Source organism: Alcanivorax sp. P2S70 (assembly GCF_000475295.1).
GTDB lineage: Bacteria > Pseudomonadota > Gammaproteobacteria > Pseudomonadales > Alcanivoracaceae > Alcanivorax > Alcanivorax profundi.
Map to the genome: position 1 here is coordinate 86,334 of NZ_AXBZ01000007.1, position 23,932 is coordinate 110,265.

Below are 23,932 nucleotides of genomic sequence, written 5' to 3' on the forward strand. Positions count from 1 at the left end.
CTAGACCAAAGCTGCGATCCGTAAAAGCGCCAAATGGGTGATATGAATGTTAAATCTTTCCGTCACGGGACTGACATGGAATGAATTGCTGGAAAAACCAGCAACTTGGCACATTGCAGGTGCTGTTGGCTTTTTGTGAAAGTGTGAGCTGGTTGGAATTTGAGCAATTCGGGTGGCAAGGGCGAGCTTGGTGTTGCGAAGGCCTTGCTGAGCGGGGGCTGGGCCCCGGCTTAAAACCCGCTTCTCGAGATTAGACGCTCATAGCGGAAAAAAAAGGCGGAGCAGCACAGTGCTCCGCCATCATGGGCTCTACATTATTGGCCGCTCTGCATGTACTTTCACCTTCTTCAGATTTTTGTCGAAGGCATCGGTGAGCAGGCAGTCATAGCGCATGGCGTCGTACTCATTGACCGCCTCAACCTGGTCCTCACTGATAATGCCTTTGCCGGCGGCATCGTTGAGTTTCTCGAGGACGCTATTACCGTCCAGTTGGCCCTTACCGTCCGCCTTGAGGAAAGCCAGCCAGGCCGGTTCCACTTCCAGCAGCTTGTTATAGGTGGCTTCCACACGACCAATGGCATCGTCCGGGTCACTGGGGATGTAAGCCGGTTGTGCCAACGCATCACGTACCGAGCTCGGAGACATGATCATCTCGCCAAGGGCGCGGATCTGCTCGTCACCCGGGGCCTGGGCCATGCAGGGCCGGCCAAACGGGAAGAACAGGCGTTTGAGTACATGGCCAACCCCATAGAACCCGAAGTTTCGGTAGAACGCTTCCAGTGAGTTGTGGGCGAGACTGAACGCACGACGCAAGGCGTATTGCGCGTGGGCATCATTGGCCTCGTCACGGGGCAGGGTAGCGTGGTATTTGAGGATGGCACAGGCGATCAGCAGCTGGCTGTGCACATCACCAAGGCGGGCGGACAGCAGCTCGCGGCGCTTGAGGTCCCCGCCCAGCAGGGCCAGTGCGACGTCCGAGGTGCTGGCCAGTACGGCGCTGTAACGGTTGATCAGTCGGTACCATGGGGCACTGAATGCATCGGCGTTGGCAGGAGCCTCAGAGAGGTAACCCCCCAGCAGCGCCTGGATTACGGCACTGCTCATGTTGCCCAGGGTATGGCCGGCGTGAGCGAAGAACAACGCATCAAATTCCTGCAGGCCTTGTTCCTTGTCTTCCGCCTGAATGGCCTGCAGCTCCTCGTACAGGTAGGGATGGCACCGCATCGCACCCTGGCCAAAGATCATCAGGGAGCGGGTCAGGATGTTGGCACCTTCTACAGTGATCGCAATGGGAGTCGATTGGTAGGGCAGCGCCAGAAAATTACGCGGCCCTAACTGGATGCCACGGCCACCTGCGATGTCCATGCCATGGTTGATCAGCTCCCGCATCATCTCGGTGGAGTGATATTTTGCCATGGCGGTGACCACCGACGGTGCTCCATCTTCCAGTGAGCGGGTCACGAGGTGACGGTAAGCCTCAAGGGTATAGGCAATGGCGGCCACCTCTGCAGAAGCTTCCTGTACCCCTTCGAATTCGCCAACAGCGGTGTTGAACTGGCGACGAATACGGCCAAATGCCCCTGTCATGCGGTAACCCATTTCACCACTGGCCGTGGCCAGCGCTGGCAGGGAAACACCGCGCCCGGCGCCAAGACACTCAATCAGCATACGCCAGCCTTTGCCGGCCATTTCCGGACCGCCGATGATGGCGTCGAGTGGCACGAAGACATCCTTGCCATTGATCGGCCCGTTCATGAACGGGGAGCCGGGGTAGTGACGGCGGCCGATTTCCACACCTTTGGTGTTGGCTGGGATCAGCGCACAAGTAATACCGAGTTCTTCTTCCTCTCCCAGCAAGTGTTCCGGGTCGTAGAGTTTGAAAGCGAGCCCGACCACCGTGGCGACCGGGGCCAGGGTAATCCAGCGTTTGGCGAAGTTCAGGCGCATGCCCAGTACTTCCTTGCCGTCGATCTTGCCCTTGCAGATCACCCCGGTATCGGGGATCGCACCAGCATCGGAACCGGCCTCCGGGCCGGTGAGGCCAAAGCAGGGGATTTCGTCACCCTTGGCCAGGCCCGGTAACCAACGGTCTTTCTGTTCATCTGTTCCGTACTCAGCCAGTAGCTCGCCGGGACCCAGGGAGTTGGGCACCATGGCCGTGACGGCGGCGGTCAGGGAGCGGGTGGCGATCTTGCTCATGATACGGCTCTGGGCATAGGGGCTAAATGCCTTGCCGCCGTACTCTTTCGGAATAATCAGGCTGAAGAAACCCTTGTGTTTGAGGAAGTCCCAGACCTCTTCAGGCAGATCTTTCAGTTCATGGAATATCTGCCATTCGTCCAGCATGTCACACAGTTGCTGGACCTCGTTATCGATGAAGGATTGTTCTTCATCTGTGAGGGGGGTGAAGTTGATGTGGGAAAACTTCTCCCAGTCCGGACGGCCGGAAAAAAGATCCGCTTCAAACCAGGTGGTCCCGGCTTCAATCGCCTCGCGTTCGGTGTCACCGATGGCGGGCATGACTTTGCCCAGTGCGTTGTAAACCGGTTTGGAGATAAATTTCTGACGCAGGTCCACGTGGTTGATCACGGCCACGCCAGCGGCAAGCAGGATCAGAGAAAGGGGGTGGACAAGCCAGGGGGCGAGAAAAGCGCTTAATAACCAGACGACAACAAAAATTCCGCTGCCAACACCTCGGCTCACCTGTTGGTAGAACAGGGTCATGAGGGTGGCAATCAACACAACAATAGCCAGAAGGCTAAGCATGGTGGTCTCCTTTGCCTGAGTGAATACTATCCAGCGTACTCATTCGCCATGCAGACAACGTGAAGCCCCCAGCGGGCGACCGAAGCAGCTCCAATGGCGAACAATCAGTCTAACCCGTCGGGGCGGCAAGGTGCACAGCATTTAACCGGATTTTATTGGTTGATTACCTTACAATTGCGCGCAATTTACGGAATCTGGGAGTCTTTGCGTGCAGCAGAACAGCTACATCTTTGAAGCCACCGAACAGAACATTCAGCAAATCCTGGAGCAGTCGCGGCAGATACCGGTAATTGTCGATTTCTGGTCTGCTCGCAGTCAGCCCAGCCAGCAAATGGCACCGGTTCTGGATCGCCTGGTTAATGAATATCAAGGCAAGGTCCTGTTGGCGCGCATTAATGTGGATGAGCAGCCCATGCTCACCAGCCAGTTTGGCGTGCAATCCCTGCCCAGCCTGAAACTGGTGTTCCAGGGGCAGTTGGTCAATGAACTGGATGGCCCACAAACCGAAGCCGGGTTGCGAGAGTGGCTGGCTCCCATCGTTGATCCCGAGGCCGCCGAAGCGCAGCAGGAAGAAGGCTTTATCGAACAGGTGCGTATGGCCATTGAGGCTGGCCACGGCGAGCAGGCAGAAGCCGCTTTGCGGCAGACCTTGCAACAGACGCCGGACAAGCACGCCATTCGCGCGCTATTGGTGGAATACTTGCTGGGTCAAGGACAACTGGATGACGCTCAGTCAGTGTTAGCGGAAGTGACCGAGGATGCGGAGCCGCTACGTCCGTTCCGTGCCCGTTTTGCCTTGCTTGAAAAGCTGGAAGGGGCAGGGCAGAGCCTGAAGGATCTGGAGGCACGGATTGTGGATGCCCCGACTCCGGAGGATCTCTACGCCCACGGTTTGCAAGCCGCTGCCGCAGGTCAATTCAGGCCGGGACTGGAGTCACTGCTGGTGTTGCTGCGTGACCATCGTGACTACAAGGATGGTGTGGCCCGTCCCGCCTTGCTGGAAGTCTTCGAGTGTTTGCCCAAGGGTGACCCGCTGGCCAGCGAATACCGTCGCAAGATGTTCAATTACCTGTACTAGGCGTGTTTCTCTCAGGCGCAGCTGTCTCCGGCTGCGCCTGATATTGGTGCTTTGCCGATCCTCGCCGACTGTACTGTCTGTCCAGTGGCACCAAAATGCCCCCTCGGCTTCTCCCTTTTCTCTCTTTTTGTGCATCCATGTGGTGCGAAATATGATTTATTGCTCCGATATTGTGCAGAATGAATCCTGTTTCCCTCTAAGTTATTGTTTTTCTGTTATCTGTTAAGTGGCCTGATTCTTGTATGCCCTTATGCGGTGCATATTTCCGGCACGGGTTTGTGTTGGTGCATTCACGTTGAGGATGGATGAGGATCAGGAGACAACCATGAAAATGCTGACTGCGGTAATCAAGCCGTTCAAGGCTGAGGACGTGCGCGATGCGCTGGCTCAGGTGGGTGTTCAGGGGCTGACGATTACCGAGGTGAAGGGCTTCGGTCGTCAGAAGGGGCATACCGAGCTGTATCGAGGCGCCGAGTATGTGGTGGATTTCGTGCCAAAGGTAAAGCTGGAGCTGGCGGTACGTGAAGACCAGCTCGATCAGGCTATTGAGGCCATCATGAAGTCCGCCGGGACCGGCAAGATTGGGGACGGCAAGATCTTCGTGAGCGATCTTGAGCAGGTTATTCGTATTCGTACCGGGGAAACCGGTCAGGAAGCCATTTAAAGGGGAAGGACTGATGAAAAAACTGTTTGCTGTACTGTTAATGCTGCCTTCCCTGGCGATGGCGGAAGGCCTGGATACCGGCGATACCGCCTGGATCCTCACTGCTACCGCGCTGGTGTTGTTCATGACGTTGCCAGGTCTGAGCCTGTTCTATGGTGGTTTGGTGCGTAGCAAGAATGTGCTGTCGGTGCTGATGCAGTGTTTTGCGATTACCTGTGCCGTGTCATTGGTGTGGCTGATTGCCGGTTACTCTCTGGCCTTTTCCGATGGCGGCAGCATGAATGCCTGGATTGGCGGGCTGCAGCATGTGTTCTTCGACGGCATTACCCGCGACAGTCTGGAAGGGACTCTGCCAAAAAGCCTGCATGGTCTGTTTCAGATGACCTTTGCGATTATCACGCCCGCCTTGATCATCGGTGCCTTTGCCGAGCGCATGCGCTTTGGTCCCATGTTGGCGTTTTCGGTGCTGTGGTTGCTGGGTGTCTACATTCCGGTTTGTCACTGGGTGTGGGGCGGCGGCTGGCTGGCTCAGCTGGGGGTGTATGACTTTGCGGGCGGTATCGTTGTCCACATTACCGCCGGTGTGGCCGCACTGGTGGCGGCCAAGGTGCTGGGTAACCGCAAGGGCTTCCCGACCCAGGGCATGATGCCGCATAACATGACCATGACGGTGACGGGCGCAGGGATGCTGTGGGTCGGCTGGTTCGGCTTCAATGGGGGCTCTGCGGTTGCGGCCAATGGTGATGCCGCCATGGCCATGCTGGTAACACACATTTCCGCTGCTGCAGGCTCGCTGGCCTGGATCACCATGGAATGGAAGAAATTCGGCAAACCCTCCGCGCTCGGCATCGCCACCGGTATGGTTGCCGGGCTGGGTACGATTACCCCGGCCTCGGGTTTTGTTGGTCCGGCCGCGGCACTGGTGATTGGTCTTTCTGCTGGTGTGATCTGCTTCTATGCGGTGATTTTCATCAAACACAAACTCAAGATCGACGATTCTCTGGACGTCTTCCCGGTGCACGGGGTCGGTGGGATTCTCGGTACCTTGTTTGCCGGCGTGTTTGCGTCCACTGAACTGGGACTGTTCTCCGGGTACGGTTTTGCCAAGCCCGAGTACACCATGCTGGACCAGCTTGGTGTCCAGGCACTGGGCGTGGTGGCAACCTTCGTTTACACCGCGATCGTGACCTGGGTGTTGCTCAAGCTGGTTGGGCTGTTCTCGACGCTTCGTGTTGACGCGGATGAGGAAACCCAGGGGCTGGATATTGCCCTGCACGAGGAACGGGGTTACGACCTCTGATTCTGCCCCGTGGCAGACAGAAAAGACCCGGCCCTGCGCCGGGTTTTTTTGTCCCTATCAGAGCACAGAAGGGCTATTGCCACCCCCCGGGGCTTTGTATAAGGTACGGGTAAGTTTCGAACGCTCGTTTGAATTGGCTGCGTGTAACCTGCCCTGTAACGAGATGGCGTCGAAGCCATAACGATAGTTAAGGAGAGATAAGAATGAGCCTGGAATTTCTGTCTGACGAGTGGTTTGCAAAAGTTAAGGAACTGCGTGACGGTGCTGGCAACGTTGAGGCCCCGGCTGCCTTGGCGGACCTGGTGATCAACATCACCGTGTCTGCTGACGGCGGTGACAAGGAGCTGGCCCTGGTGGGTGGCATGATCGAGGAAGGCCATCACGCTGATGCGCCGACCACCATGATTCTGCCGGCCGATCTGGCCAAGCGCATCTTCATCGAAGGTGACCAGTCTGCTGGCATGCAGGGCTTCATGAGCGGCCAGATTCGCATCGAAGGCGACATGAGCAAGCTGATGGCGCTGCAGACTGCTCAGCCGTCTGCGGATCAGGTTGCCCTGATGAAGCAGATCCAGGACGTGACTGCCTGATTCTTTCGGTAGTTAACACCTGACAATGCCCGCCTCGTGCGGGCATTGTTGTTTTGGATCATGGGCTTTCAACAGCCTGCTAGGGGGCAGGGCTGTTTGTCAGTCGCTGCGCATGATTCAGGTTTTGCAGTGGGGTGCCGACCGCCACGGGCTGTACTGCCAGAGTCTCCAGCCAGCCATAGGCGCTGCGTCCACCGTTGTCGAGATAGTCGGTGAGAGAGGTGCGCCAGTGCTGCGCGTGCAGAGACAGGCACAGGGGCTGGCGCCGTATCGGGTCCTGGGCCACGCAGACATGTCCAATGGCCGCCTTGGCCAGCAGATCTGCGGCCATGGAGGCGGGAGGCTGAAGCAGGTCGCAAGGCAGGCACAGACATAGCCCCTCACAGGCCTGGAATGCTGCTTCCAGCCCGGCCATGGGCCCCGGGAAATCCGGCCGCAAATCTTCCACCACCTGATCTGCCCACTGTCGGTAGAGCGCCTGATTACGATTGGCGCTGATCACGACCCGCTGCGGGCGAGGCGCAAGATGCTCCAGTAGATGGGCAATCAACGGCTTGCCATCCACCTCAAGCAATCCCTTGTCGGCCCCCCCGACCCGAGAGCCTCTACCCCCTGCGAGAATAATGAGTGTGTAGTCATGCATGGTGCGTGTCCGTTGGGTTCCGCCCGTGAATCGGCTATGCTCTGCGGCCGTGCCATGGCCTGTTGGCACGCGCCGAATCCAGGATAATACGTGAAGAGTGCCCGTTCCCATCTTACCGACTTGAGTCGTTTTGCGCCGCTGCTGCCGGGCTATCAGCCCCGTGAGCCCCAGCTGCAAATGGCCGACGCGGTGGAAAACACCATTGGTGGGGGCTCCACCTTGATGGTAGAGGCGGAGACCGGCACCGGCAAAACCCTGGCTTATCTGGTACCCGCATTGCTTTCTGAAGGCCCTACGTTGGTGTCAACGGGGACCAAAAGCCTTCAGGACCAGTTGTTTTTCAAAGACCTGCCATTGGTGCGCAAGGCATTGGGATTGCCCCGCAAGGTGGCCTTGCTGAAAGGGCGCGCCAACTATCTGTGCCCTTATCGTATGGAGCTCCATCAGCAGGAAGCCCGTTTTCTTACCCGTGAAACTGCTGAGCAAATGCAGGTGGTCGCACACTGGGCCAAGCGGACCCGTACCGGTGATATCGCTGAATTGCAGCAACTGCCAGAAGATGCACCGATCTGGCCGTGGGTCACCAGCACCGCCGATAACTGCCTGGGCACGGAATGCCCCAGTTATCAGGATTGCCCCTTGATGAAAGCCCGCAAGGAAGCCCAGGAAGCCGATCTGGTGGTGGTCAATCATCACCTTTTCTTTGCTGACGCGGCCTTGCGGGGGAGTGGTGCTGCCTCGGAATTGTTGCCCAGCGCCAATACGGTGATCTTTGACGAAGCCCATCAGCTTCCTGAAATTGCGGCGGCGTTCTTTGGCGATACCCTGAGTACCCGACAGGTGCAGGAGCTTGGCCGTGATAGTCTATCTGAAGCGGGGCATACGGCCGCGGATCTTGCTCGCTTGAACCAGCTGGTTGCCGCAGTTGACAAGGGCTGTATGGACCTGCGCCTGAGTCTGGGCGAGATGGAGCGGCGAGCACCCTGGTCGGAAGTGTGCGAGTCCGATGCGGTGATTGAAGCGGGTGATGCCCTGCTGACTGCGCTGCGTGAGCTGGAAGTCTTTTTGGGCCCCCTGGCCAAGGCCAGCCGTGGCATGGAGGCCTGTGCCCGCCGGGCCAGTGAGCAAGTGGATTGTCTGGCGGCTTATCTGAAGGGAGACCAGCCTAACCGGGTCTACTGGTTTGAAACCTTCAAGCGAACGGCGGTGCTGCACAGCACACCTTTATCGGTGGCCGCCCAGTTGCGGGCCCAACGCGAGCGTCATCCTTGCAGCTGGATTCTCACGTCGGCCACCTTGTCGGTGGGAGGACGGTTTGAACATATCCAGAAACGGTTGGGGCTGGATAGCGCCGATACCCTGCGGTTGGAAAGCCCGTTCGATTTCAAGAAGCAGGCGGTCTTTTATGCGCCAGAAGGGCTGCCGCCTCCCCAGGACCCGGATTATACCCGTCAGCTCACCGAGCAGATGATTCCGGTAATCGAGGCGGCCGGCGGTCGCACTTTTTTCCTTTTTACCAGTCACAGAGCATTGCGTGAGGCGGCTGCTATCCTGCGCACCCGTTTGGAATATCCGTTGCTGGTGCAAGGTGAGTCCGGGCGGCGGGAGTTGCTGGAAACCTTTCGCGAGAAAGGCAATGCGGTGCTGCTGGGCACCAGCAGCTTTTGGGAAGGCATTGATGTCCGCGGTGAAGCGCTAAGTTGCGTTATTATCGACAAGTTGCCCTTTGGCTCGCCCGGCGATCCGGTAGCCGCTGCGCGAATTGAGCACATCAACCGTAATGGCGGCAATGCGTTTCGCGATTACCAGTTGCCTCAGGCGGTGCTGGCTCTGCGCCAGGGCGCGGGGCGTCTGATTCGGGATCCGAAGGACACCGGGTTGTTGGTGGTGGCTGACCCTAGGTTGCTGACCAAAAGCTACGGCAAGTTGTTCGTCAACAGCCTCCCGAACATGACCCGCACCCGTAAGCTGGATGTGGTGAAGCGATTTTTCGATTACCTGGCCCGGCAGGGGCAGGAGACAGAACAGGCACAATCATGACGCGAATTCTTGCCCTGGAAACAGCGGGCGAAACCTGCTCCGTGGCACTGCTGGATGGCAGTGAGGTGCTGGAAAAATTTGAAATGGCACCACGCAAGCAAACCGAGCTGGTGCTGCCCATGGTCGAGTCGTTGCTGGCGGAAGCCAGTGTGTCGCTGGCGCAGCTGGACGGCATTGCCTTTGGCCACGGACCCGGCGCGTTTACGGGTGTGCGAGTGGCGGCGGCGGTGACGCAGGGGTTGGCCTTTTCAGCGGACCTGCCGGTGGTTGGAGTATCGACGTTGGCTGCCTGTGCCCTGAGCGTGCAGACCCAGGCGCCCAGCCCGAAGGTAATTGCGGTTTTTGACGCGCGCATGGGAGAGCTCTATCTCGGTGCCTATCGGGTTGACAACGGCAAGCAGGCGGTCGTGCTTGAGGATGGCCTGTTTCGCCCCGATGCGTTACCCGAACTGGACGGCGACGACTGGCTTATCGCGGGCTCTGGACTGGTACACGAGGAAGCATTGCTGGCGTGCTATGGCGCAAGCCGCTGCATTCCTGACGCCCACCCCCATGCGCAAGCGGTGGCGGTGCTGGCATTATCTAGCTTTGAGCGTGGCGAAGGCGTCCGTGCTGATCTGGCACAGCCGGTTTACCTTCGCGACCAGGTGATACAGGGAGCTGTTCGATGAGTAACTGGGATCTGCCCAACGTCCATGTGCTGGATGTGACGGTGCCTGCTGAAGCCATTGATGTCATGGGGCATGTAAACAATACCGAATACCTGCGCTTCATGGAGCAGATCGCCTGGCACCATACCACCGTGCTGGGGCTCGGTTGGGATCTCTACCAAAAGCTCAATCGTGGCATGGTGGCTCGCCACACCGAAGTGGAATACCTGGCGCCAGCCTTCGAAGGGGAAAAGCTACAGGTGGGAACCTGGATTATCGAGAATGATCAGCGAATCAGCATTACCCGTCGCTACCAGATCATTCGCGAATCCGATGGCGTGACCTTGTTGCGAGGCAAAACCCGCTGGGTCTGTGTCGCTCTGGATTCTGGCAAACCGAGGCGCATGCCCCCTGAGTTTTTACAGGGCTACAAGGTAACCGCCAGCGAAAAATGAATGCAGGGTATGTCTCTGGCATGCCTGCTGATCTTTCTTGATTGTAGTAGAAAGGATTTTCCATGGATTGGTTTCAGGCACTGGTGCTGGCCCTTATTCAGGGGCTGACCGAGTTTCTTCCCATCTCCAGTTCGGCGCACCTGATTCTGCCTTCCGAAGTCCTCGGCTGGCCGGATCAGGGCCTGGCCTTTGATGTGGCGGTGCACGTTGGCACCCTGGTGGCGGTTATGGCCTATTACCGGCGTGACCTGCTCGCCATGTTGGGTGGGGCGGGGCAGGCAGTCAGTCAACGACGCATGAACCAGGATCTGAGACTGGCATTGCTGGTGGGGCTTGCCACGGTTCCTGCGGTGGTGTTCGGCTTTCTGGGCGATGACTGGATTGAACGGGAACTGCGCTCGGCGCTGGTGATCGCGATTACCACCTTGCTGTTCGGCGCGTTGCTGTGGCTGGCCGATGCCTATGGCAAGCGCTCCCGGGCGCTCACAACCCTGGGTGTGGCGGGGGCATTGTTGATCGGTTTCGCCCAGGCTCTGGCGCTGATTCCCGGCACGTCGCGCAGTGGTATCACGATTACGGCTGCGCTGGCGCTGGGATATCGCCGCGAAGAGGCGGCCCGGTTTTCCTTCCTGCTGTCCATTCCGGTCATTCTTGGTGCCGCGCTGCTCAAGAGCAAGGATCTGCTGGAACAACAACTGCCCGTGGATTGGGGAATGATGGCCCTGGGAGCGGGTGTCAGTGCAGTAACCGCCTACCTGACCATTGTGTTCTTCATCCGTTTGCTTGAGCGTATCGGCATGCTGCCATTTGTGATTTACCGCTTGATCCTGGGTGTGGCGCTGCTGGTATGGCTGGCCTGACTTGGTGAGTAAAGCGGCACTGGGACTATTACCGGGTTGCCCGGAGGGGCTACCCGGTGAGGCCGTTGCCGACGAGCTGTCGGCGCAAGCGCAGGGCCATTCACTGGTCATGGGCTGGTATCAGGATGCCCTGGCACTGTGGGTCCCCGGGGGCAAGGAAACGCCGCTCAGCGTAAATTTTACCGATGGCAAGCAAGGCTACCGCCTGAGCCCGGAACGGGTGCGCCACGAGCGCCTGATCAAGGCGCTGGGCAAGCCCCGTGATGACCGCCACCAGATCCTTGATGCGACTGCCGGTCTTGGCCGGGACGCCGCCCTCATGGCGCAGGCGGGGTTTGATGTCACTCTTGTTGAACGCTCCCCCTATATCCATGCCATGCTGGAAGATGGCCTGCGCCGAGCGCCTCCGGCCCTGTCGGCAAAGATGACGCTACTGCCGTGTCAGGACAGTGTTCAGGTGCCAGCGGATGTCTGGCATGCCGTGTATCTCGATCCCATGTTTCCTGCCCGCGAGAAAAGCGCCGCCGTAAAGAAAGATTTGCGCTGGCTGCAGGTGTTGTGTGCGTATCCTCAACCTGCAGAAGAAGAGGCGCTGCTTGCCTGGGCGATGTCATTGCAGCCGCACAGGGTCGTTGTGAAACGACCTGGCAAGGCGCCTGATCTGGCCGGTAAAACACCAGGATTTAGCCAGAAGGGTAAGGCTGTGCGTTTTGATGTTTATCTCATGGGCTAGGGATTTCTCCGGCACCTTTTCTCCTTCTCTCCATTATTTGTTCTACTCCCCATTTCCTGATGGTCAGTGTGCCAGCAATCGTTGTATTGATAACTGGTTCACTTTTTTGGGAGAAGGCCATGAAGGGGATTTATGTGGGGCTGCTCGTGCTGGCAGTGTCATCGCACGCATTGGGGGATGCCTACGTCAGACTCGGTTATGCGTATTCTGATTTTAGAAGTCAGGATATGGCTATCAAACATGATGGTTATGATCAGATCACGATGGGAAATTATGACCCGGGGGGGGATGAGCTCATCGTTTTGAGTGCGGGTTACTTTGTTACGCCACATTTTCGCGCGGAGCTGGCGCTTGATCTGGGGCTCGGTGATGCGGATACCGATCAGGTTACCTATACCCGTAATGATTCAGTGACCGGTACGGTTACCGCGGAGGTTTATAGTCGCGTATTTATGGTGAACGGGTATTTTCACTTCAGAGACGCCCAGGCTGGAGGTTTTTTTGATCCTTACATTGGCGGTGGCCTCGGACTGGCGGTGAATCGCTTTGAGGCTGTCAGTACCCGTATTCCTACTACCAGTGCGACGATAAACGACAGCGACGACACGGACTGGGCAATTCGTCTGGGTGGTGGCTTGATGTATTGGTTCACGGATCATATCAGCACGGATTTATCGATTTATTATCTTGATGCTGGATCGGTAACCACTGAGGATCGCGCCTTTAAGGAAGGGGTGAGTGTGCCCTTTGCCGAAGGGATGGAACTGGATCTCGAGAGTTTTAATTACTCTCTGGCATTACTTTATCGATTCTAAATGGGATGTGAGCCAACGCAGCCCTAAGGGCTGCGTTGGCTCTGCTTACCCCTGGAGGCGGGTGACACGCTGAATAGCATCGCTGATGTCGGCGCTAAGGATCCGCCGTGCTTCATCATCCAGTGCTTCAAGCTTGCTATCGAAGTTGAGTTGCCCGTTGTCATCAGGAGTCACCAGTCCAGTGCTGTATAGCTGACTGATAAAGTGTTTGATAACGACCTTGTCAAAAAACTCTGGTGAGTTGAACTCGTAAAGTAATGACAATCGCTGCGCGGTCTGGTGCGCCAGTTCACCCAGTTGATCCGCAGTCAGAATACCTGAGCCTCGCTGAACCAGCAGGCGAATAGTCAGGTAGTAACGCTCCAAGGAGGGCAGGACGGTTTTGCCCAAGTGATTGAGCATGTCTGCCTCGTGGGTGTGCAAGGCAGCTCCCATCAGGCTGTCGCCTTGGCGACGGACAAGTTTACAGCGTTCCAACACTGACGCGACTTCTTCTACTGCCTGTGACAGTTCATCACCTTCGTCCCAATGCAGGAAGTACTCATTACGCAGGAAGGGGTAGAGCAGGCGGACCATATTCTGCAACACGTCCATGCGGATCTCGCGGGCGTTCATCACCAGAGAGCAGACCAGGCCAGGGAGTACAAACAGATGCAGGCTGTTGTTTCGCACGTAGGCCATCTGCAGGGCGCTTTTCTGGTCGGTCGTAACCACATCTCCGAGCTGGTGCTTGATACGAATCAGGAAGTCGTTATCCAGCCCGTAATCGATAATTTCCTGGGCATCAGTGCAGCCTAGCGCCGCCGTATCGCTGTACGGCGCCAGTTTCAGCAGATCAATATACAGGCTCAGTTGCTGGTGCAGCTGGCCGATGTCCATGGTGTGCTTGGGCGAGGCCAGCAGGGCAAGGCTCAGCAGATTGATGGGATTGGCTACCGCTGCGGCATTGATGGACTCCACCACATCCTGACCGAGTTCATTCACCACGTGCTTGAACCAGGGTGGATTCTCTGTCGAGCCAAGCGATTCGTTGCGCCAGTTATGGTGATGCTGGTCCAGATAGTCCACCAGTTTAATGGGCTCGCCAAAGTTAACGTGGACCTGGCCAAAGTAGCTGCGCAGGACAGACAGGGATTTCATCAGCCCGAAAATGGATTCTTTCTGTTTCTTTTCGCCGTGCAACTCTCCGATATAGGAACCGGATTCGATGACTTTCTCGTAACCAATATAGACTGGTACGAAGGCGATGGGTTTACGCGAGTCACGCAGGAAACTGCGCAGGGTCATGGCGAGCATGCCGGTGCGAGGCTTCAGCATCCGGCCACTGCGGCTACGCCCCCCTTCGACAAAGTATTCAATAGAGAAACCACGGGCAGTGATCGTGTGCAGGTATTCGCTGAACACACTGGCATAGAGCGGATTATCGCGGAAGCTTCGACGCATGAAGAAGGCGCCACCACGGCGAAGGATGGTGCCCACCACCGGCAGGTTAAGGTTGATGCCCGCGGCAATGTGCGGGGGCACCAGCCCGTTACGGAAGACCACAAAAGACAGCAGCAGGTAATCGATGTGGCTGCGGTGACAGGGCACATAGATCACCTCGTGATCACCGGCGACCTTGGTCAGGTTGTCCATGTTGTACAACCGGATACCGCCGTACAGCCGGTTCCAGACCCAGTTCAGAAACAATTCCAGGGAACGGATCACCGTGTGGGAATAGTCAGCGGCGATTTCCATCGCGTAACTGCGGGCTTTCGCCTCCAGTTTGTCCTTGCTGACGCCCTGATTTCGGGACTCTTCTTCAATGACGGCCTGAACGGAAGGGTCGTCAACTACAGTGTTGACCAGGGTACGACGGTGGGAGAGATCCGGGCCAATGGCGGCCTCTTTCTGGCGGCGGAAATGGACTCGCAGAATTCTTGATGCCTTGCGTACGGCCTGTTCGTCAGTCTCGCATTCATCCACCAGCTTGCGAAGTGACATGGGGCGACTGAACTGCACATACAGCTGGCGCCCCTGGGTGACGATGATGAAGAATTTCTTGATAAAGCCGGCAGGGGACCAGTTATCTGAAAACAACAGGCGCCAGAATGAACTTTCCTTCTCGGGGCGTCGCCCCCAGAACACTGAGACCGGCACCAGTTGCACATCCGCGCCAGGCGTTTCGCGGAGCGCTGCCACCAGCTTTTCCAACCGGGGAGGGGAGATCGGACTGCGCTGGCGGCGATTACCGAATTGACGACGGTAGAGCTGGAAATAGCTGTGGCGAAGGCGCGTCTGCCCCAGCGTCAAGCCGCCCAGTGCGGAAGAAAGCCCCAGGCGTCGCGCAGACTGGTCAGCCGCGGCAGCGTCTGATGCCGAGCGTTCGCGCAGCACATAGACCACCGGGGTATTGGGGGCCAGTTGCAGGTCATCCACATTGCCGGGCAGGGCGTTAGCACGTGTACACAAGCGCAAGAAAATGCGGATCAGGAAAAAGGCCAGTCGGTCCAGGCCAAACCAAGGATTCATAGTGGCTATCAGGTGACTAATGTGTGCCAAGTTTAGCGAAAGGGGGCTGGCGCGAACACCAATGGATATTTCAATTTGTTTCAAATTGGCGCTCTTTTCCCACACTATGGCTACGGGTTAGCGCGGTTGCCTGCTAAAATGCCTGTCGACCTTAACCGGGTATCCAAGGAGTCGCAGGTGTCTACACCGCAAGCGGGGATCTTCGATCGCAGTTATCAGTACCACCTTTTTTTCGAGCTGAGCCTTGGCAGTGGCCGGGATGAACAGGCCATCCGCAGGGCGTTGGCGGCACTGAATGCCCTGAAAAGCGAGCAGACGCCGGTAATTCTGGCGCTGGGGCCGGAATTGTGGAGCCGACTTGATACTCGCTTCAGCTTTCCGCCATTTTCTCTTGAGGGCCATGTGCCGGCAACCCAGGGTGATCTGTGGGTCTGGGTACAGGGCAAGAGCCGCAGCGATGTGTTCGATACCGGACTCAAGGTGCGAGACCTTGTCGATGAGGTCTTTAGTACCCAGCTGGAACTGAATGGTTTCGTTTATCACGATATGCGTGATCTGACCGGTTTCGTGGATGGTATCGGTAACCCCTCTGGCGAAAAAGCGGAAAAGGCGACCTTTATTGCCGAACCTCATCCTGGTGCCGGAGGGAGCTGGTTGCTGACACAGAAGTGGGTTCATAACCTTAAGGCCTTTAACGAACTGGGCGTCCCTGATCAGGAAAAAGTGTTTGGCCGAACAAAGGTGGATGCCGTGGAGTTTTCTCCGGAGGATATGCCGGAGGATTCCCATGTGGGGCGTACTGATGTGGACCGCGATGGTGTCCCTCAAAAAATGTGGCGTCGCTCGGTGCCATACGGAGACACGACTGAGCATGGCCTCTACTTTGTGGCTTTTGCCTGTGAGCTTGACCGTCACGACTACCTGTTACGGCGTATGTATGGCATTGCGGATGATACCGTGCGTGATCGCCTGCTGGACTTCAGTCGGCCGGTAATGAGTTCGTGGTGGTATGTGCCGACGCAGGCGTGGATTGATGGGGTTAGTTAACAGTGAATAGTGCGCGGGTTCAGGCCCGTGCCGCACACAGATCAGAGGCCGCGCCCATGCTTGGGCGCGGCCTTCTTGTTTCTGGATAGAGAATTAATGTTTTTCGCTGGAGTCTTCGTCGTTGGCGGCATCCAGCCAGATGAACAAGGCGAAACAACCAGCAAACAGGAAGATGCCACCAATAACGGCAATGCTGGCGATGACCATTGTGTCTGTGTACATGGGTTACCCTCCCTGAATTCTCGCTTTCAGCATAGACCTGGAATCCCAAACTACCATGATCCACGTCAGATCCTGAGTGATTCTCTCGATGCCATTGCGAATTCTCACAAACGAAAGAGGCCACGCCCAAGGTATGGGCGCGGCCTCTGATCTGTGTGCGGCACGGGCCTGAACCCGCGCACTATTCACTGTTAACTATTAACTGCCTTAATCCGTTTTCCAGCGCGTAAACATCTTCTTCACCAGGAAGGGGGTGAGTTTCAGTGAGGCGCTGAGCCACTGGGCAATGCCGCTGGGGAAGACAAACTGCATGGCGTTCTTGAGGCCGTTATAGGTGGCTTGATCGAAGGGATACCAGAAGATATTCCGTTTGGAGGGAAGGATGTCCCAGTTGACCACTTTGGCCTGGGTCATCTCTTCCAGCCCTTCGGGGCCGTGGGTGCGGCCGATGCCGGACTGTTTGCCGCCGCCCCAGGGGGTTTCGGACAGGCCATGGGTATAGAGATGATCGTTGACGGTGGTGACCCCGGATTCCAGGCGGGCGGCAATGGCGCGGCCGCGCTTGTTGTCCCGGGTCCAGACGGAGGAGGTCAGTGCAAGGTGGGAATCATTGGCCTTGCGAATGGCTTCCTCTTCATTGGCCACGCGCTGAACTGCAATGACCGGGCCAAAGGTTTCATCGCAGACGGTCAGCATGTCATCAGTGACCTGGGTCAGCAGGGTGGCCGGGAAGAAGTAGCCGTTATCCACATCACCGACGGGGCGAGACTGGGCTTCGATTCGGGCCCCCTTGGCGAGAGCATCCTCCACGTGCTGTTGCACGGTACGCAGTTGACCTGCGGTGGTCAGACTACCGATATCCACGTCAAAGCCCTTGCAGCCAACGCCGTGACGCAGCTGTCGGGTCTTGCGGGCCATCAGCTCCACGAAGGCGTCGTAGACCGCGTCCACCACATAGATACGCTCAACACCGCCACAGCTCTGCCCGGCATTCTGATACCCGCCCCAGGCGGCGCCGTTGGTAGCGCGCTCTAGATCGGCATCTTCCAGCACGATCATGGGATCGTTACCGCCCAGCTCCAGTGACACCGGGGTCAGGGTTTGCGCAGCCTGCGCCATCAGGGTCTTGCCGGCCGGGACACTGCCGGTAAAGAACAGTTTGTTGATCCCGTTCTCGAAAAATCCGGTGGCGACTTTTGAACCGGACCCCACCACGTGGGTGAACAGGCCTTCAGGTAGTTCACCGGCAGTGACGATCTGTTCGATAGCCCGCCCAACCGCCGGCGTGGCGGCTGCCACTTTGAGGATAATGGCGTTACCTGCCATCAGCCCCATGACGATTTCGCCAAAGGGAATGGACAGCGGATAGTTCCAGGGACTGATAATGCCAACCACACCCAGTGGCAGGCGCAACATTTCCGTGCGCTTGTTGAAGAACAGCAGGCTTCCAGGGGCTCGGCGGGAGGCTTTCAGGTGCTTTTCTGCATTGCGTGCATACCAGTTACAGGCGAGAGCGCAGGGCAGGACTTCGGTGGCCAGAGCGTCGGTCAGGGTCTTGCCGTTGCTTTCACTGACAATACGAGCCAGATCATCGGCCCGATCGACAATGTAGCTGCGCATCATCTGGATATGCCGGGCTCGTTCCTTGAACGACTTGGCGGCCCAGATTGCCTGGGCTTCACGAGCGCCGGCAATGATGGCTGGCAGGCGTGTCAGGTCGGTTTCGTTAAGCTCGGCCACGGCTTTGCCGGTGGCTGGATTGGTATCAACCACAACACCGGGTTGCAGGGTTTCCTGAATAGTCATGGGGTGGGCTCTCTATCATGCGAAGTGCGGACTTCGCCGGGCTGAAAACGGAATCCAAGTACCTTTAGGGAAACACAGAGTAGACACTGTGGCTAGGGCTGTATGGGCCGTTCTGTCAGGTCTCCGGGGACAATGTCCGGGTCGGTGACGCCTTCTTTCAGGCGTGTGGCCATGCGCTGGAAGGTAAGATCAATGCGCTCGAGAGCGCCGGTGATCTGCAGTTTCTGGGTGTGATTCACTCCGGCCCCTTGCAGGGCTCGCAACAGTTCAGCAGAGCGATTCAAAAACTGGCTGTCAGTTTTGCCTTGGGCGCAAAGCTGATAACCATGGGCCAGCGCATCCTGCCATTGCCTGGCGCACTCACGCACCCTGGGTGAGCTGTCTTCATGCAGGTGACTGTGGATCCAGAGTGATACCTGGCCCAGGTTCAGGCCGGTGAGCCCAAGGTCAGTGAAGTGTCGCCGGGTTTCTGGCAGAGCCTTGTCGCACACGGTCAGCCAGCGCAGGCGGTCGGCCATGCGGGCGTTGAACCAGTCCTCCTGTTGCGCACGGGGGCCTTCGGTCACTCGTCTGAGATCATTGGCCGTATGACGAATCAAGCGCCTGCGCAGCCCGGCGCCGTTGGGGGGCGTGATCAGACGGAACATGAGAAAAGCGATAAAAATACCAGCGGTGATGGCCAGCCCGTTGCTGGCGACCCTGGCCACATCAAAATCCATGTCATTACCCGGCTGGACCAGAATGATGTAGGGAGTACAAAAGCCCAGACCGTAGGCGAGCGTTTCTTTCTTGCTGATCGCCAGCAGTGCGACAAACAGGGGGGCTGTCAGCACCACCAGTAGCAGGGGGAAGCTGCCATTGGCCATGGCCAGCAGCGGCAGGGCGAAAAACAGGCTGACAGGGGTGGCCAGTACCGAGGTGAAGGTCGCCCGCTTGAGTACCAGGTCCGGCTCGGGTAACCGGGCAAACAGAATGGTGAACATCACCGGCATGACCATCAGCATGATCGCCATGGGACTGGCGGTGCCCACCCAGAGCCCGGCAGCAATCAAGAACACCAGCGCGCTGCGCAGGCCAACGGCGGCGGCCACTTGCCAGTCGCGATAGGGTTTCAATGACGGCGGGCGCAGCTGCATCTCGCGGCTGTGGTACAGGGCACGGTTGGCTTCCAGTGCCAGGATCAGGTCGCTGGTCAGGTTCAGGGCGACCAGATAGAAACGCCGTTGCAGAGCGGGGACCGTGCTGCGTTGCGCTTTACGGGCTGTGCGCAGGGTATGGCGAAGCTGCTGGGCTTCTTCCATGGCTTGCTCGGCGGAGTGGGTTTCTCGCATGCGCAGGAACGACTGCCGCAGTTGTGTCAGGACATCACGGATCTCATCGGTGAGCAGGTCGTCATGATTGCGCATCAGGCGGCCGATCACGCGAATGCGGGCAATCAGGGACAGGGTCTTGTGACACACCATGGTTGCCGCCCTTGCTCGCCCCGGGCCCTGGCTGCCTTCATAGAAAACGGCGGAGCTGTCATCACTCAGGGCAAAGATGTCCTGCAGCAAGCTGTCCACTTGCTGGTGGCGGGTGGCGTGGGTGCCGGCAGGATTAAGCTCCAGCTCCAGATAGGCCAGCGTCTGGTTGAGGGCATTGCGGGCATGATTGCGTAGCAGGCCCGCCACATGGGCTGGCCAGAACAGATTACTGACCAGGGTGGCGCAGGTGGCGCCGAGGATGATCTCGCTGACACGGGCGGTGGCCACATGAAAGATACCAATACTGCTGGTGGCGTGGGGATTGGCTATGGAGATCACCACAATCAGTGTGGCGGTGATGCCGGCCATGGCGAAGCCGTAGATGAAATTGGCCTGACGTAGCCAGGCGGATGCGCCGGCGTTGAGACCGATCCACAGCATCAGACAGACAATGGCCAGCAGAGGGTAGGGCAGTAACCAGGCCAGGATCATCAGCCCGACGGCCCCGCCGACCAGTGTGCCGCCGATCTGGCACAGGCCTTTTTCAATCACCAGTCCGGTTTCCGGCCGAATTTGCAGAAAGACCGCAGAAATCAGAGCCCAGTAGGGGCGTTCCAGTTGCATCAGCATGGCCAGCCACAGGGCCAGTGCCATGGCGAGAATGCCCTTGAGGGCAAACAGCAGCGATTGCCGGTCTGGCGTCAGGATTGTCGCCAGTCGGGAATCAAGGGTCATCGTGTAGCCGCACGGTGGCCGTCATACCTGCAGCGATCAGCAGGTCATCGGGGACCGATTCAAGCTCGATATGGACGGGAATTCGCTGTGCCAGTCGTACCCAGTTAAAGGTTTGTTGTACCTGTGGCAGCAGTTGCTGATCGGTACGGGTGTTGGCATTGGCGATAGCCTGCCCGACGCTGGTGACCTTGCCGTTGAGTGCATGGGCACCATTCATCAGTACCACGGTGGCAGATTGACCTACATGCACCAGCGGCAGCTTGGTTTCTTCGAAATAGCCGGTCACATAGAAGCTGTTCTCGCGGACCATGGACAGTACGGGCTCGCCCTGTTTCACAAAGTTGCCTTCCTGAAGCGCCAGATTGGCCACCGTACCGTCGGCAGGAGCGCTGATGCGGGTGCGCTCCAGATTGAGTTTTGCACTCTCCAGTTCGGCTTCGGCCATGGCCATGTTGGCCGCCGCTTGCTGCAGGGCCAGTTGCGTTTGTTCCTGGTCGTTTTGTGTGGCTTGTTCATGTCGCTTCTGCGCGAGCTGGTAACTGGCTTGCTGATAGGCAAGGCGGGCCTCGGCCTGGGAGAGGGCAGCCAGGTAACGTCGGTCGTCGATGCGAAATAGCGGGTCGCCCTTGCGTACTTGCTGGTTGTCGCCCACGGATAACTCTGCTACCCAGCCGGAAACGTCGGGAGACAGCGTAATGATTTCTGCCCGGACTTTACCGTCGCGGGTCCAGGGAGCATACAGGTAGTAATTCCACACCCAGTTGCCAGCAAGCAGGGCGATGATCACGGCGATGACAGTGATGAGTATGCGTAGACGTTGAGACATCAGCATCTGTGTCCTTAACTCAGCAGGCGCACTGACAGCGCCAGGTAACAGACAAACAGTGACAAATACAGCCAGGCGGCTTTCCAGATTTGTTGGTGCCAGCCGAGCAAGCGCAGTACCCACCAGGTCAGGGCCGTCAGCAATAAGCCAAGCAGTACGAATAACACCATGGGGCTGACCAGCAGGCCTCCCACGGGTATTTCATGCAGCCACATTGTTGTCCCCGGTGCTCGATGTTTCACCCATGGTAGCGGATAAAGTGGAGCCGCTGTAGGCGCCCCCGCCGGTATGCGGATGTGTGCGGGTAGCTCGCTATCGGGCTCGCTTGCAGGCAAGTTCTCTCAGAGGCCAGGTTTCCACTGCCGATCACCTCAAACTGTCGGAGCCAGCCTGCGGGTGATGGGCTGATGGGCTTCGAGCGGGCGGTGTTGCGTCAGGCGCCGCCCATCAAATTCCCCAGCAACCGGGTATAGATTGCCGTGAGGGTATCCAGTTCGCTGATGCTGGTGTGCTCATCGACCTTGTGGATGGTGGCATTGATGGGGCCGAGCTCTACGACCTGGCTACCTGTGGGTGCGATAAAGCGTCCGTCACTGGTGCCGCCAGCGGTAGACAGTTCGGTTTCTTTGCCGGTGACGTCGCGAATGGCCGTGACAGTGGCATCCACCAGTGCGCCCCGATCGGTAAGGAACGGCTGGCCTGAAAGCGTCCAGGTCAGATCGTAGTCCAGACCATGCTTGTCCAGGATGGCCTCGGTGCGCTCACGAAGGATGGCGTCAGTCAGTTCGGTGGAAAAGCGGAAGTTGAAGATCACTTCGCAGGTACCGGGAATCACATTGGTGGCCCCGGTTCCGGCGTTGATGTTGGAGATCTGGAAACTGGTGGCAGGGAAAAAGTCATTACCCTTGTCCCATTCCGCGGCGGCCAGCTCCGCGAGTGCCGGCGCCGCATCGTGGACCGGGTTGCGTGCCAGATGCGGGTAGGCCACATGCCCCTGGATTCCTTTGACGATCAGCCGGGCGCCCAGTGAACCCCGGCGGCCGTTCTTGATGACATCCCCCACGGTATTCGTTGAGGAAGGTTCGCCCACCAGGCAGTAGTCGATGTGTTCGTTACGTGCCTGCAGGGTTTCCACTACCTTGACCGTACCGTTGACGGAAGGGCCTTCTTCGTCAGCGGTGATCAGCAGGGCCAGGCTGCCTGCGTGATTGGGGTTGGCCGCCACGAAGTCTTCAATGGCCACCATCATGGCGGCAATGGAGCCCTTCATGTCCGCTGTACCGCGCCCGTAGAGCAAGTCGCCTTCCTCGGTCGGGGTGAATGGATCGTATTTCCAGGCGGAGACATCTCCGGTCGGAACCACGTCGGTATGCCCGGCAAAGGCGAAAACTGGCCCTTGCGTACCCCGGCGAGCCCACAAGTTGCGGACCTCCTCAAACCACAGGGTTTCGCATTCGAAGCCCAGTTCTTCGAGTTTTTCAATCATCCAGTCCTGACAGCCTTCATCTTCCGGGGTGACGGAGGCGCGACGGATGAGTTCCTTGGTGTAGTCGAGGGTGCGGGACATTAAATTCAGCTCCAGGCCTCAAGCCACAAGTTACAAGCCGGCAAACCCGGAAGGTCTGCTCGTGGCTTGTGACTCGTCGCTTGTCGCTGTTTTAGTTGTGCTTGTGCAGTTCGTCGTTCAGTGCGATGGCGCTTTTGTTGGTGAGGCACTGAACGGCACCGCTGATGGTGTCGCGGCGGAACAGCAGGTCGGACTTCCCGGCCAGATCACGGGCCTTGACGGTGTCGACCAGCTCGCCTTTGTCATCCATCAGTTGGACCTTGGAACCGGCAGTGATGTACAGGCCTGCCTCGACAGTGCAGCGGTCGCCGAGGGGGATGCCGGTGCCCGCATTGGCACCGAGCAGACAGCCTTCGCCCAGGGAGATAATGATATTGCCGCCACCGGACAGGGTGCCCATGGTGGAGGCGCCGCCACCGATGTCGGAGCCCTTGCCTACAAATACACCGGCAGAGATTCGACCTTCGATCATGCCGGGGCCTTCGGTGCCCGCGTTAAAGTTGATGAAACCTTCGTGCATGATGGTGGTGCCTTCGCCAACGTAGGCGCCCAGGCGAACCCGGGAGGTGTCGGCAATACGCACGCCGGCAGGGACCACGTAGTCCGTCATTTTCGGGAATTTGTCCACGCTGTTCACTTCCAGCACCTTGCCATTGAGGCGGGCCATCAGCTGGCGCTCCTGCAGCTCTTCCAGGTCTACCGCACCTTCGTTGGTCCAGGCCACGTTAGGCAGCAGTGGGAACATGCCGGCCAGGTTGACGCCGTGGGGTTTCACCAGACGGTGAGAGATCAAATGCAGCTTGAGATAGGCTTCCGGGGTGGTGGCCGGCTCGGCATCTGTTTCCAGCACGGTCAGCACCACGGGGCGATCGCTTTCCTGGAACGCTACGGCATAGCTGGCTTCGTGCTCGAAGCCCGCCTCACGCCACTCGCGGGCAATGTGCTGGACCTGACGGTGGGTCAGTTCAATGGCGGCGTTGCCACCCTGGTAGTCCAGCTCTTCACGAATCACCTCTACCAGCTTGGCGTCCGGGTGCAGCGCCGGGTCTGGATAGTAGACTTCCAGCCAGTTGTCGTTACGGTTCTTGGTGCCGCAGCCCAGGGCGATAGCGAAATAGTTGCTCATGATGTCCTCTCATTTCTACGTCGGACGTCCGACGT

General features: G+C 58.1%; 21 protein-coding genes. 11 read left to right on the top strand and 10 right to left on the bottom strand.

Annotated features, from left to right (window positions below; translation table 11 throughout):
- Positions 1-309: 309 nt before the first annotated feature.
- Positions 310-2,766, bottom strand: a complete 2,457-nt coding sequence (locus Q672_RS20250) for an acyl-CoA dehydrogenase (protein ID WP_022984240.1) — start codon at positions 2,764-2,766, stop codon at positions 310-312.
- Positions 2,767-2,974: 208 nt separating this feature from the next.
- On the opposite strand from Q672_RS20250, the gene Q672_RS20255 reads away from it, so the two are divergent.
- The 4 genes from Q672_RS20255 to Q672_RS20270 all read left to right on the top strand — a co-directional run bounded on the left by Q672_RS20255 (position 2,975) and on the right by Q672_RS20270 (position 6,398).
- A complete protein-coding gene (locus Q672_RS20255; protein ID WP_022984241.1) occupies positions 2,975-3,844 on the top strand; it encodes a tetratricopeptide repeat protein in 870 nt (289 codons plus the stop codon).
- Positions 3,845-4,169: 325 nt separating this feature from the next.
- A complete protein-coding gene (locus tag Q672_RS20260; protein ID WP_022984242.1) occupies positions 4,170-4,508 on the top strand; it encodes a P-II family nitrogen regulator in 339 nt (112 codons plus the stop codon).
- A 13-nt stretch (positions 4,509-4,521) separates the two neighbouring features.
- Entirely contained in the window at positions 4,522-5,808 is a 1,287-nt protein-coding gene (locus Q672_RS20265) for an ammonium transporter (protein ID WP_022984243.1), read from the top strand.
- A 203-nt stretch (positions 5,809-6,011) separates the two neighbouring features.
- Complete coding sequence (locus Q672_RS20270) at positions 6,012-6,398, top strand: SCP2 sterol-binding domain-containing protein (protein ID WP_022984244.1); 387 nt, start codon at positions 6,012-6,014, stop codon at positions 6,396-6,398.
- 79 nt (positions 6,399-6,477) lie between these two features.
- Here the strand turns inward: Q672_RS20270 and Q672_RS20275 are convergent, their stop codons facing one another.
- A complete protein-coding gene (locus Q672_RS20275; RefSeq protein ID WP_031225961.1) occupies positions 6,478-7,041 on the bottom strand; it encodes an NTP transferase domain-containing protein in 564 nt (187 codons plus the stop codon).
- A gap of 90 nt (positions 7,042-7,131) precedes the next feature.
- On the opposite strand from Q672_RS20275, the gene Q672_RS20280 reads away from it, so the two are divergent.
- The 6 genes from Q672_RS20280 (at position 7,132) to Q672_RS20305 (ending at position 12,594) form a co-directional block, all read left to right on the top strand.
- Positions 7,132-9,081 carry an ATP-dependent DNA helicase gene (locus Q672_RS20280; protein WP_022984246.1) on the top strand — a complete coding sequence of 650 codons (1,950 nt, stop codon included), beginning with the start codon at positions 7,132-7,134 and terminating at the stop codon, positions 9,079-9,081.
- The gene (tsaB, locus tag Q672_RS20285; RefSeq protein ID WP_022984247.1) at positions 9,078-9,752 is read left to right on the top strand and encodes a tRNA (adenosine(37)-N6)-threonylcarbamoyltransferase complex dimerization subunit type 1 TsaB; all 675 of its coding nucleotides are present in this window, start codon (positions 9,078-9,080) and stop codon (positions 9,750-9,752) included. The genes Q672_RS20280 and tsaB overlap by 4 nt, the downstream gene beginning before the upstream one ends.
- Positions 9,749-10,186: an acyl-CoA thioesterase gene (locus Q672_RS20290; protein WP_022984248.1), complete on the top strand. Its 438-nt coding sequence runs from the start codon at positions 9,749-9,751 to the stop codon at positions 10,184-10,186. Before tsaB ends, Q672_RS20290 begins: the two co-directional genes overlap by 4 nt.
- Positions 10,187-10,248: 62 nt before the next feature.
- Positions 10,249-11,046 carry an undecaprenyl-diphosphate phosphatase gene (locus tag Q672_RS20295; protein WP_022984249.1) on the top strand — a complete coding sequence of 266 codons (798 nt, stop codon included), beginning with the start codon at positions 10,249-10,251 and terminating at the stop codon, positions 11,044-11,046.
- 4 nt (positions 11,047-11,050) lie between these two features.
- Positions 11,051-11,779: a class I SAM-dependent methyltransferase gene (locus Q672_RS20300; RefSeq protein ID WP_233552393.1), complete on the top strand. Its 729-nt coding sequence runs from the start codon at positions 11,051-11,053 to the stop codon at positions 11,777-11,779.
- A 119-nt stretch (positions 11,780-11,898) separates the two neighbouring features.
- On the top strand, positions 11,899-12,594 hold the full coding sequence (locus tag Q672_RS20305) for an outer membrane protein (RefSeq protein WP_022984251.1): 696 nt from the start codon (positions 11,899-11,901) through the stop codon (positions 12,592-12,594).
- A gap of 45 nt (positions 12,595-12,639) precedes the next feature.
- Here the strand turns inward: Q672_RS20305 and plsB are convergent, their stop codons facing one another.
- On the bottom strand, positions 12,640-15,105 hold the full coding sequence (gene plsB / locus Q672_RS20310) for a glycerol-3-phosphate 1-O-acyltransferase PlsB (protein ID WP_022984252.1): 2,466 nt from the start codon (positions 15,103-15,105) through the stop codon (positions 12,640-12,642).
- Between the two features lie 177 nt (positions 15,106-15,282).
- Here plsB and Q672_RS20315 point away from each other — a divergent pair, with 177 nt between their 5' ends.
- The gene (locus Q672_RS20315; protein ID WP_022984253.1) at positions 15,283-16,152 is read left to right on the top strand and encodes a Dyp-type peroxidase; all 870 of its coding nucleotides are present in this window, start codon (positions 15,283-15,285) and stop codon (positions 16,150-16,152) included.
- A 93-nt stretch (positions 16,153-16,245) separates the two neighbouring features.
- Here the strand turns inward: Q672_RS20315 and ccoM are convergent, their stop codons facing one another.
- The 7 genes from ccoM to dapD all read right to left on the bottom strand — a co-directional run bounded on the left by ccoM (position 16,246) and on the right by dapD (position 23,897).
- A complete protein-coding gene (gene ccoM, locus Q672_RS34375) occupies positions 16,246-16,374 on the bottom strand; it encodes a cytochrome c oxidase subunit CcoM (RefSeq protein ID WP_022984254.1) in 129 nt (42 codons plus the stop codon).
- A gap of 207 nt (positions 16,375-16,581) precedes the next feature.
- Positions 16,582-18,180, bottom strand: a complete 1,599-nt coding sequence (locus Q672_RS20320; protein WP_022984255.1) for an aldehyde dehydrogenase family protein — start codon at positions 18,178-18,180, stop codon at positions 16,582-16,584.
- A 92-nt stretch (positions 18,181-18,272) separates the two neighbouring features.
- Complete coding sequence (locus Q672_RS20325) at positions 18,273-20,378, bottom strand: FUSC family protein (RefSeq protein WP_022984256.1); 2,106 nt, start codon at positions 20,376-20,378, stop codon at positions 18,273-18,275.
- Positions 20,368-21,204, bottom strand: coding sequence for an efflux RND transporter periplasmic adaptor subunit (locus tag Q672_RS20330; RefSeq protein WP_031225970.1), 837 nt, complete (start codon positions 21,202-21,204; stop codon positions 20,368-20,370). Before Q672_RS20330 ends, Q672_RS20325 begins: the two co-directional genes overlap by 11 nt.
- Positions 21,205-21,218: 14 nt before the next feature.
- A complete protein-coding gene (locus Q672_RS20335; RefSeq protein WP_022984258.1) occupies positions 21,219-21,419 on the bottom strand; it encodes a DUF1656 domain-containing protein in 201 nt (66 codons plus the stop codon).
- 218 nt (positions 21,420-21,637) lie between these two features.
- Positions 21,638-22,771, bottom strand: a complete 1,134-nt coding sequence (gene dapE, locus Q672_RS20340; protein WP_022984259.1) for a succinyl-diaminopimelate desuccinylase — start codon at positions 22,769-22,771, stop codon at positions 21,638-21,640.
- A gap of 91 nt (positions 22,772-22,862) precedes the next feature.
- On the bottom strand, positions 22,863-23,897 hold the full coding sequence (gene dapD, locus Q672_RS20345; RefSeq protein WP_022984260.1) for a 2,3,4,5-tetrahydropyridine-2,6-dicarboxylate N-succinyltransferase: 1,035 nt from the start codon (positions 23,895-23,897) through the stop codon (positions 22,863-22,865).
- Between the last annotated feature and the right edge of the window lie 35 nt (positions 23,898-23,932).

Excerpts from the sequence above, each read along its gene's own strand:
- ccoM (WP_022984254.1), bottom strand. The coding sequence starts at position 16,374 with ATGTACACAGACACAATGGTCATCGCCAGCATTGCCGTTATTGGTGGC.
- Q672_RS20325 (WP_022984256.1), bottom strand. The coding sequence starts at position 20,378 with ATGACCCTTGATTCCCGACTGGCGACAATCCTGACGCCAGACCGGCAA.
- plsB (WP_022984252.1), bottom strand. The coding sequence starts at position 15,105 with ATGAATCCTTGGTTTGGCCTGGACCGACTGGCCTTTTTCCTGATCCGC.
- Q672_RS20320 (WP_022984255.1), bottom strand. The coding sequence starts at position 18,180 with ATGACTATTCAGGAAACCCTGCAACCCGGTGTTGTGGTTGATACCAAT.
- Q672_RS20265 (WP_022984243.1), top strand. The coding sequence starts at position 4,522 with ATGAAAAAACTGTTTGCTGTACTGTTAATGCTGCCTTCCCTGGCGATG.
- Q672_RS20250 (WP_022984240.1), bottom strand. The coding sequence starts at position 2,766 with ATGCTTAGCCTTCTGGCTATTGTTGTGTTGATTGCCACCCTCATGACC.
- dapE (WP_022984259.1), bottom strand. The coding sequence starts at position 22,771 with ATGTCCCGCACCCTCGACTACACCAAGGAACTCATCCGTCGCGCCTCC.
- dapD (WP_022984260.1), bottom strand. The coding sequence starts at position 23,897 with ATGAGCAACTATTTCGCTATCGCCCTGGGCTGCGGCACCAAGAACCGT.
- Q672_RS20270 (WP_022984244.1), top strand. The coding sequence starts at position 6,012 with ATGAGCCTGGAATTTCTGTCTGACGAGTGGTTTGCAAAAGTTAAGGAA.
- Q672_RS20275 (WP_031225961.1), bottom strand. The coding sequence starts at position 7,041 with ATGCATGACTACACACTCATTATTCTCGCAGGGGGTAGAGGCTCTCGG.
- Q672_RS20330 (WP_031225970.1), bottom strand. The coding sequence starts at position 21,204 with ATGTCTCAACGTCTACGCATACTCATCACTGTCATCGCCGTGATCATC.
- Q672_RS20305 (WP_022984251.1), top strand. The coding sequence starts at position 11,899 with ATGAAGGGGATTTATGTGGGGCTGCTCGTGCTGGCAGTGTCATCGCAC.
- Q672_RS20295 (WP_022984249.1), top strand. The coding sequence starts at position 10,249 with ATGGATTGGTTTCAGGCACTGGTGCTGGCCCTTATTCAGGGGCTGACC.
- tsaB (WP_022984247.1), top strand. The coding sequence starts at position 9,078 with ATGACGCGAATTCTTGCCCTGGAAACAGCGGGCGAAACCTGCTCCGTG.
- Q672_RS20290 (WP_022984248.1), top strand. The coding sequence starts at position 9,749 with ATGAGTAACTGGGATCTGCCCAACGTCCATGTGCTGGATGTGACGGTG.
- Q672_RS20260 (WP_022984242.1), top strand. The coding sequence starts at position 4,170 with ATGAAAATGCTGACTGCGGTAATCAAGCCGTTCAAGGCTGAGGACGTG.
- Q672_RS20335 (WP_022984258.1), bottom strand. The coding sequence starts at position 21,419 with ATGTGGCTGCATGAAATACCCGTGGGAGGCCTGCTGGTCAGCCCCATG.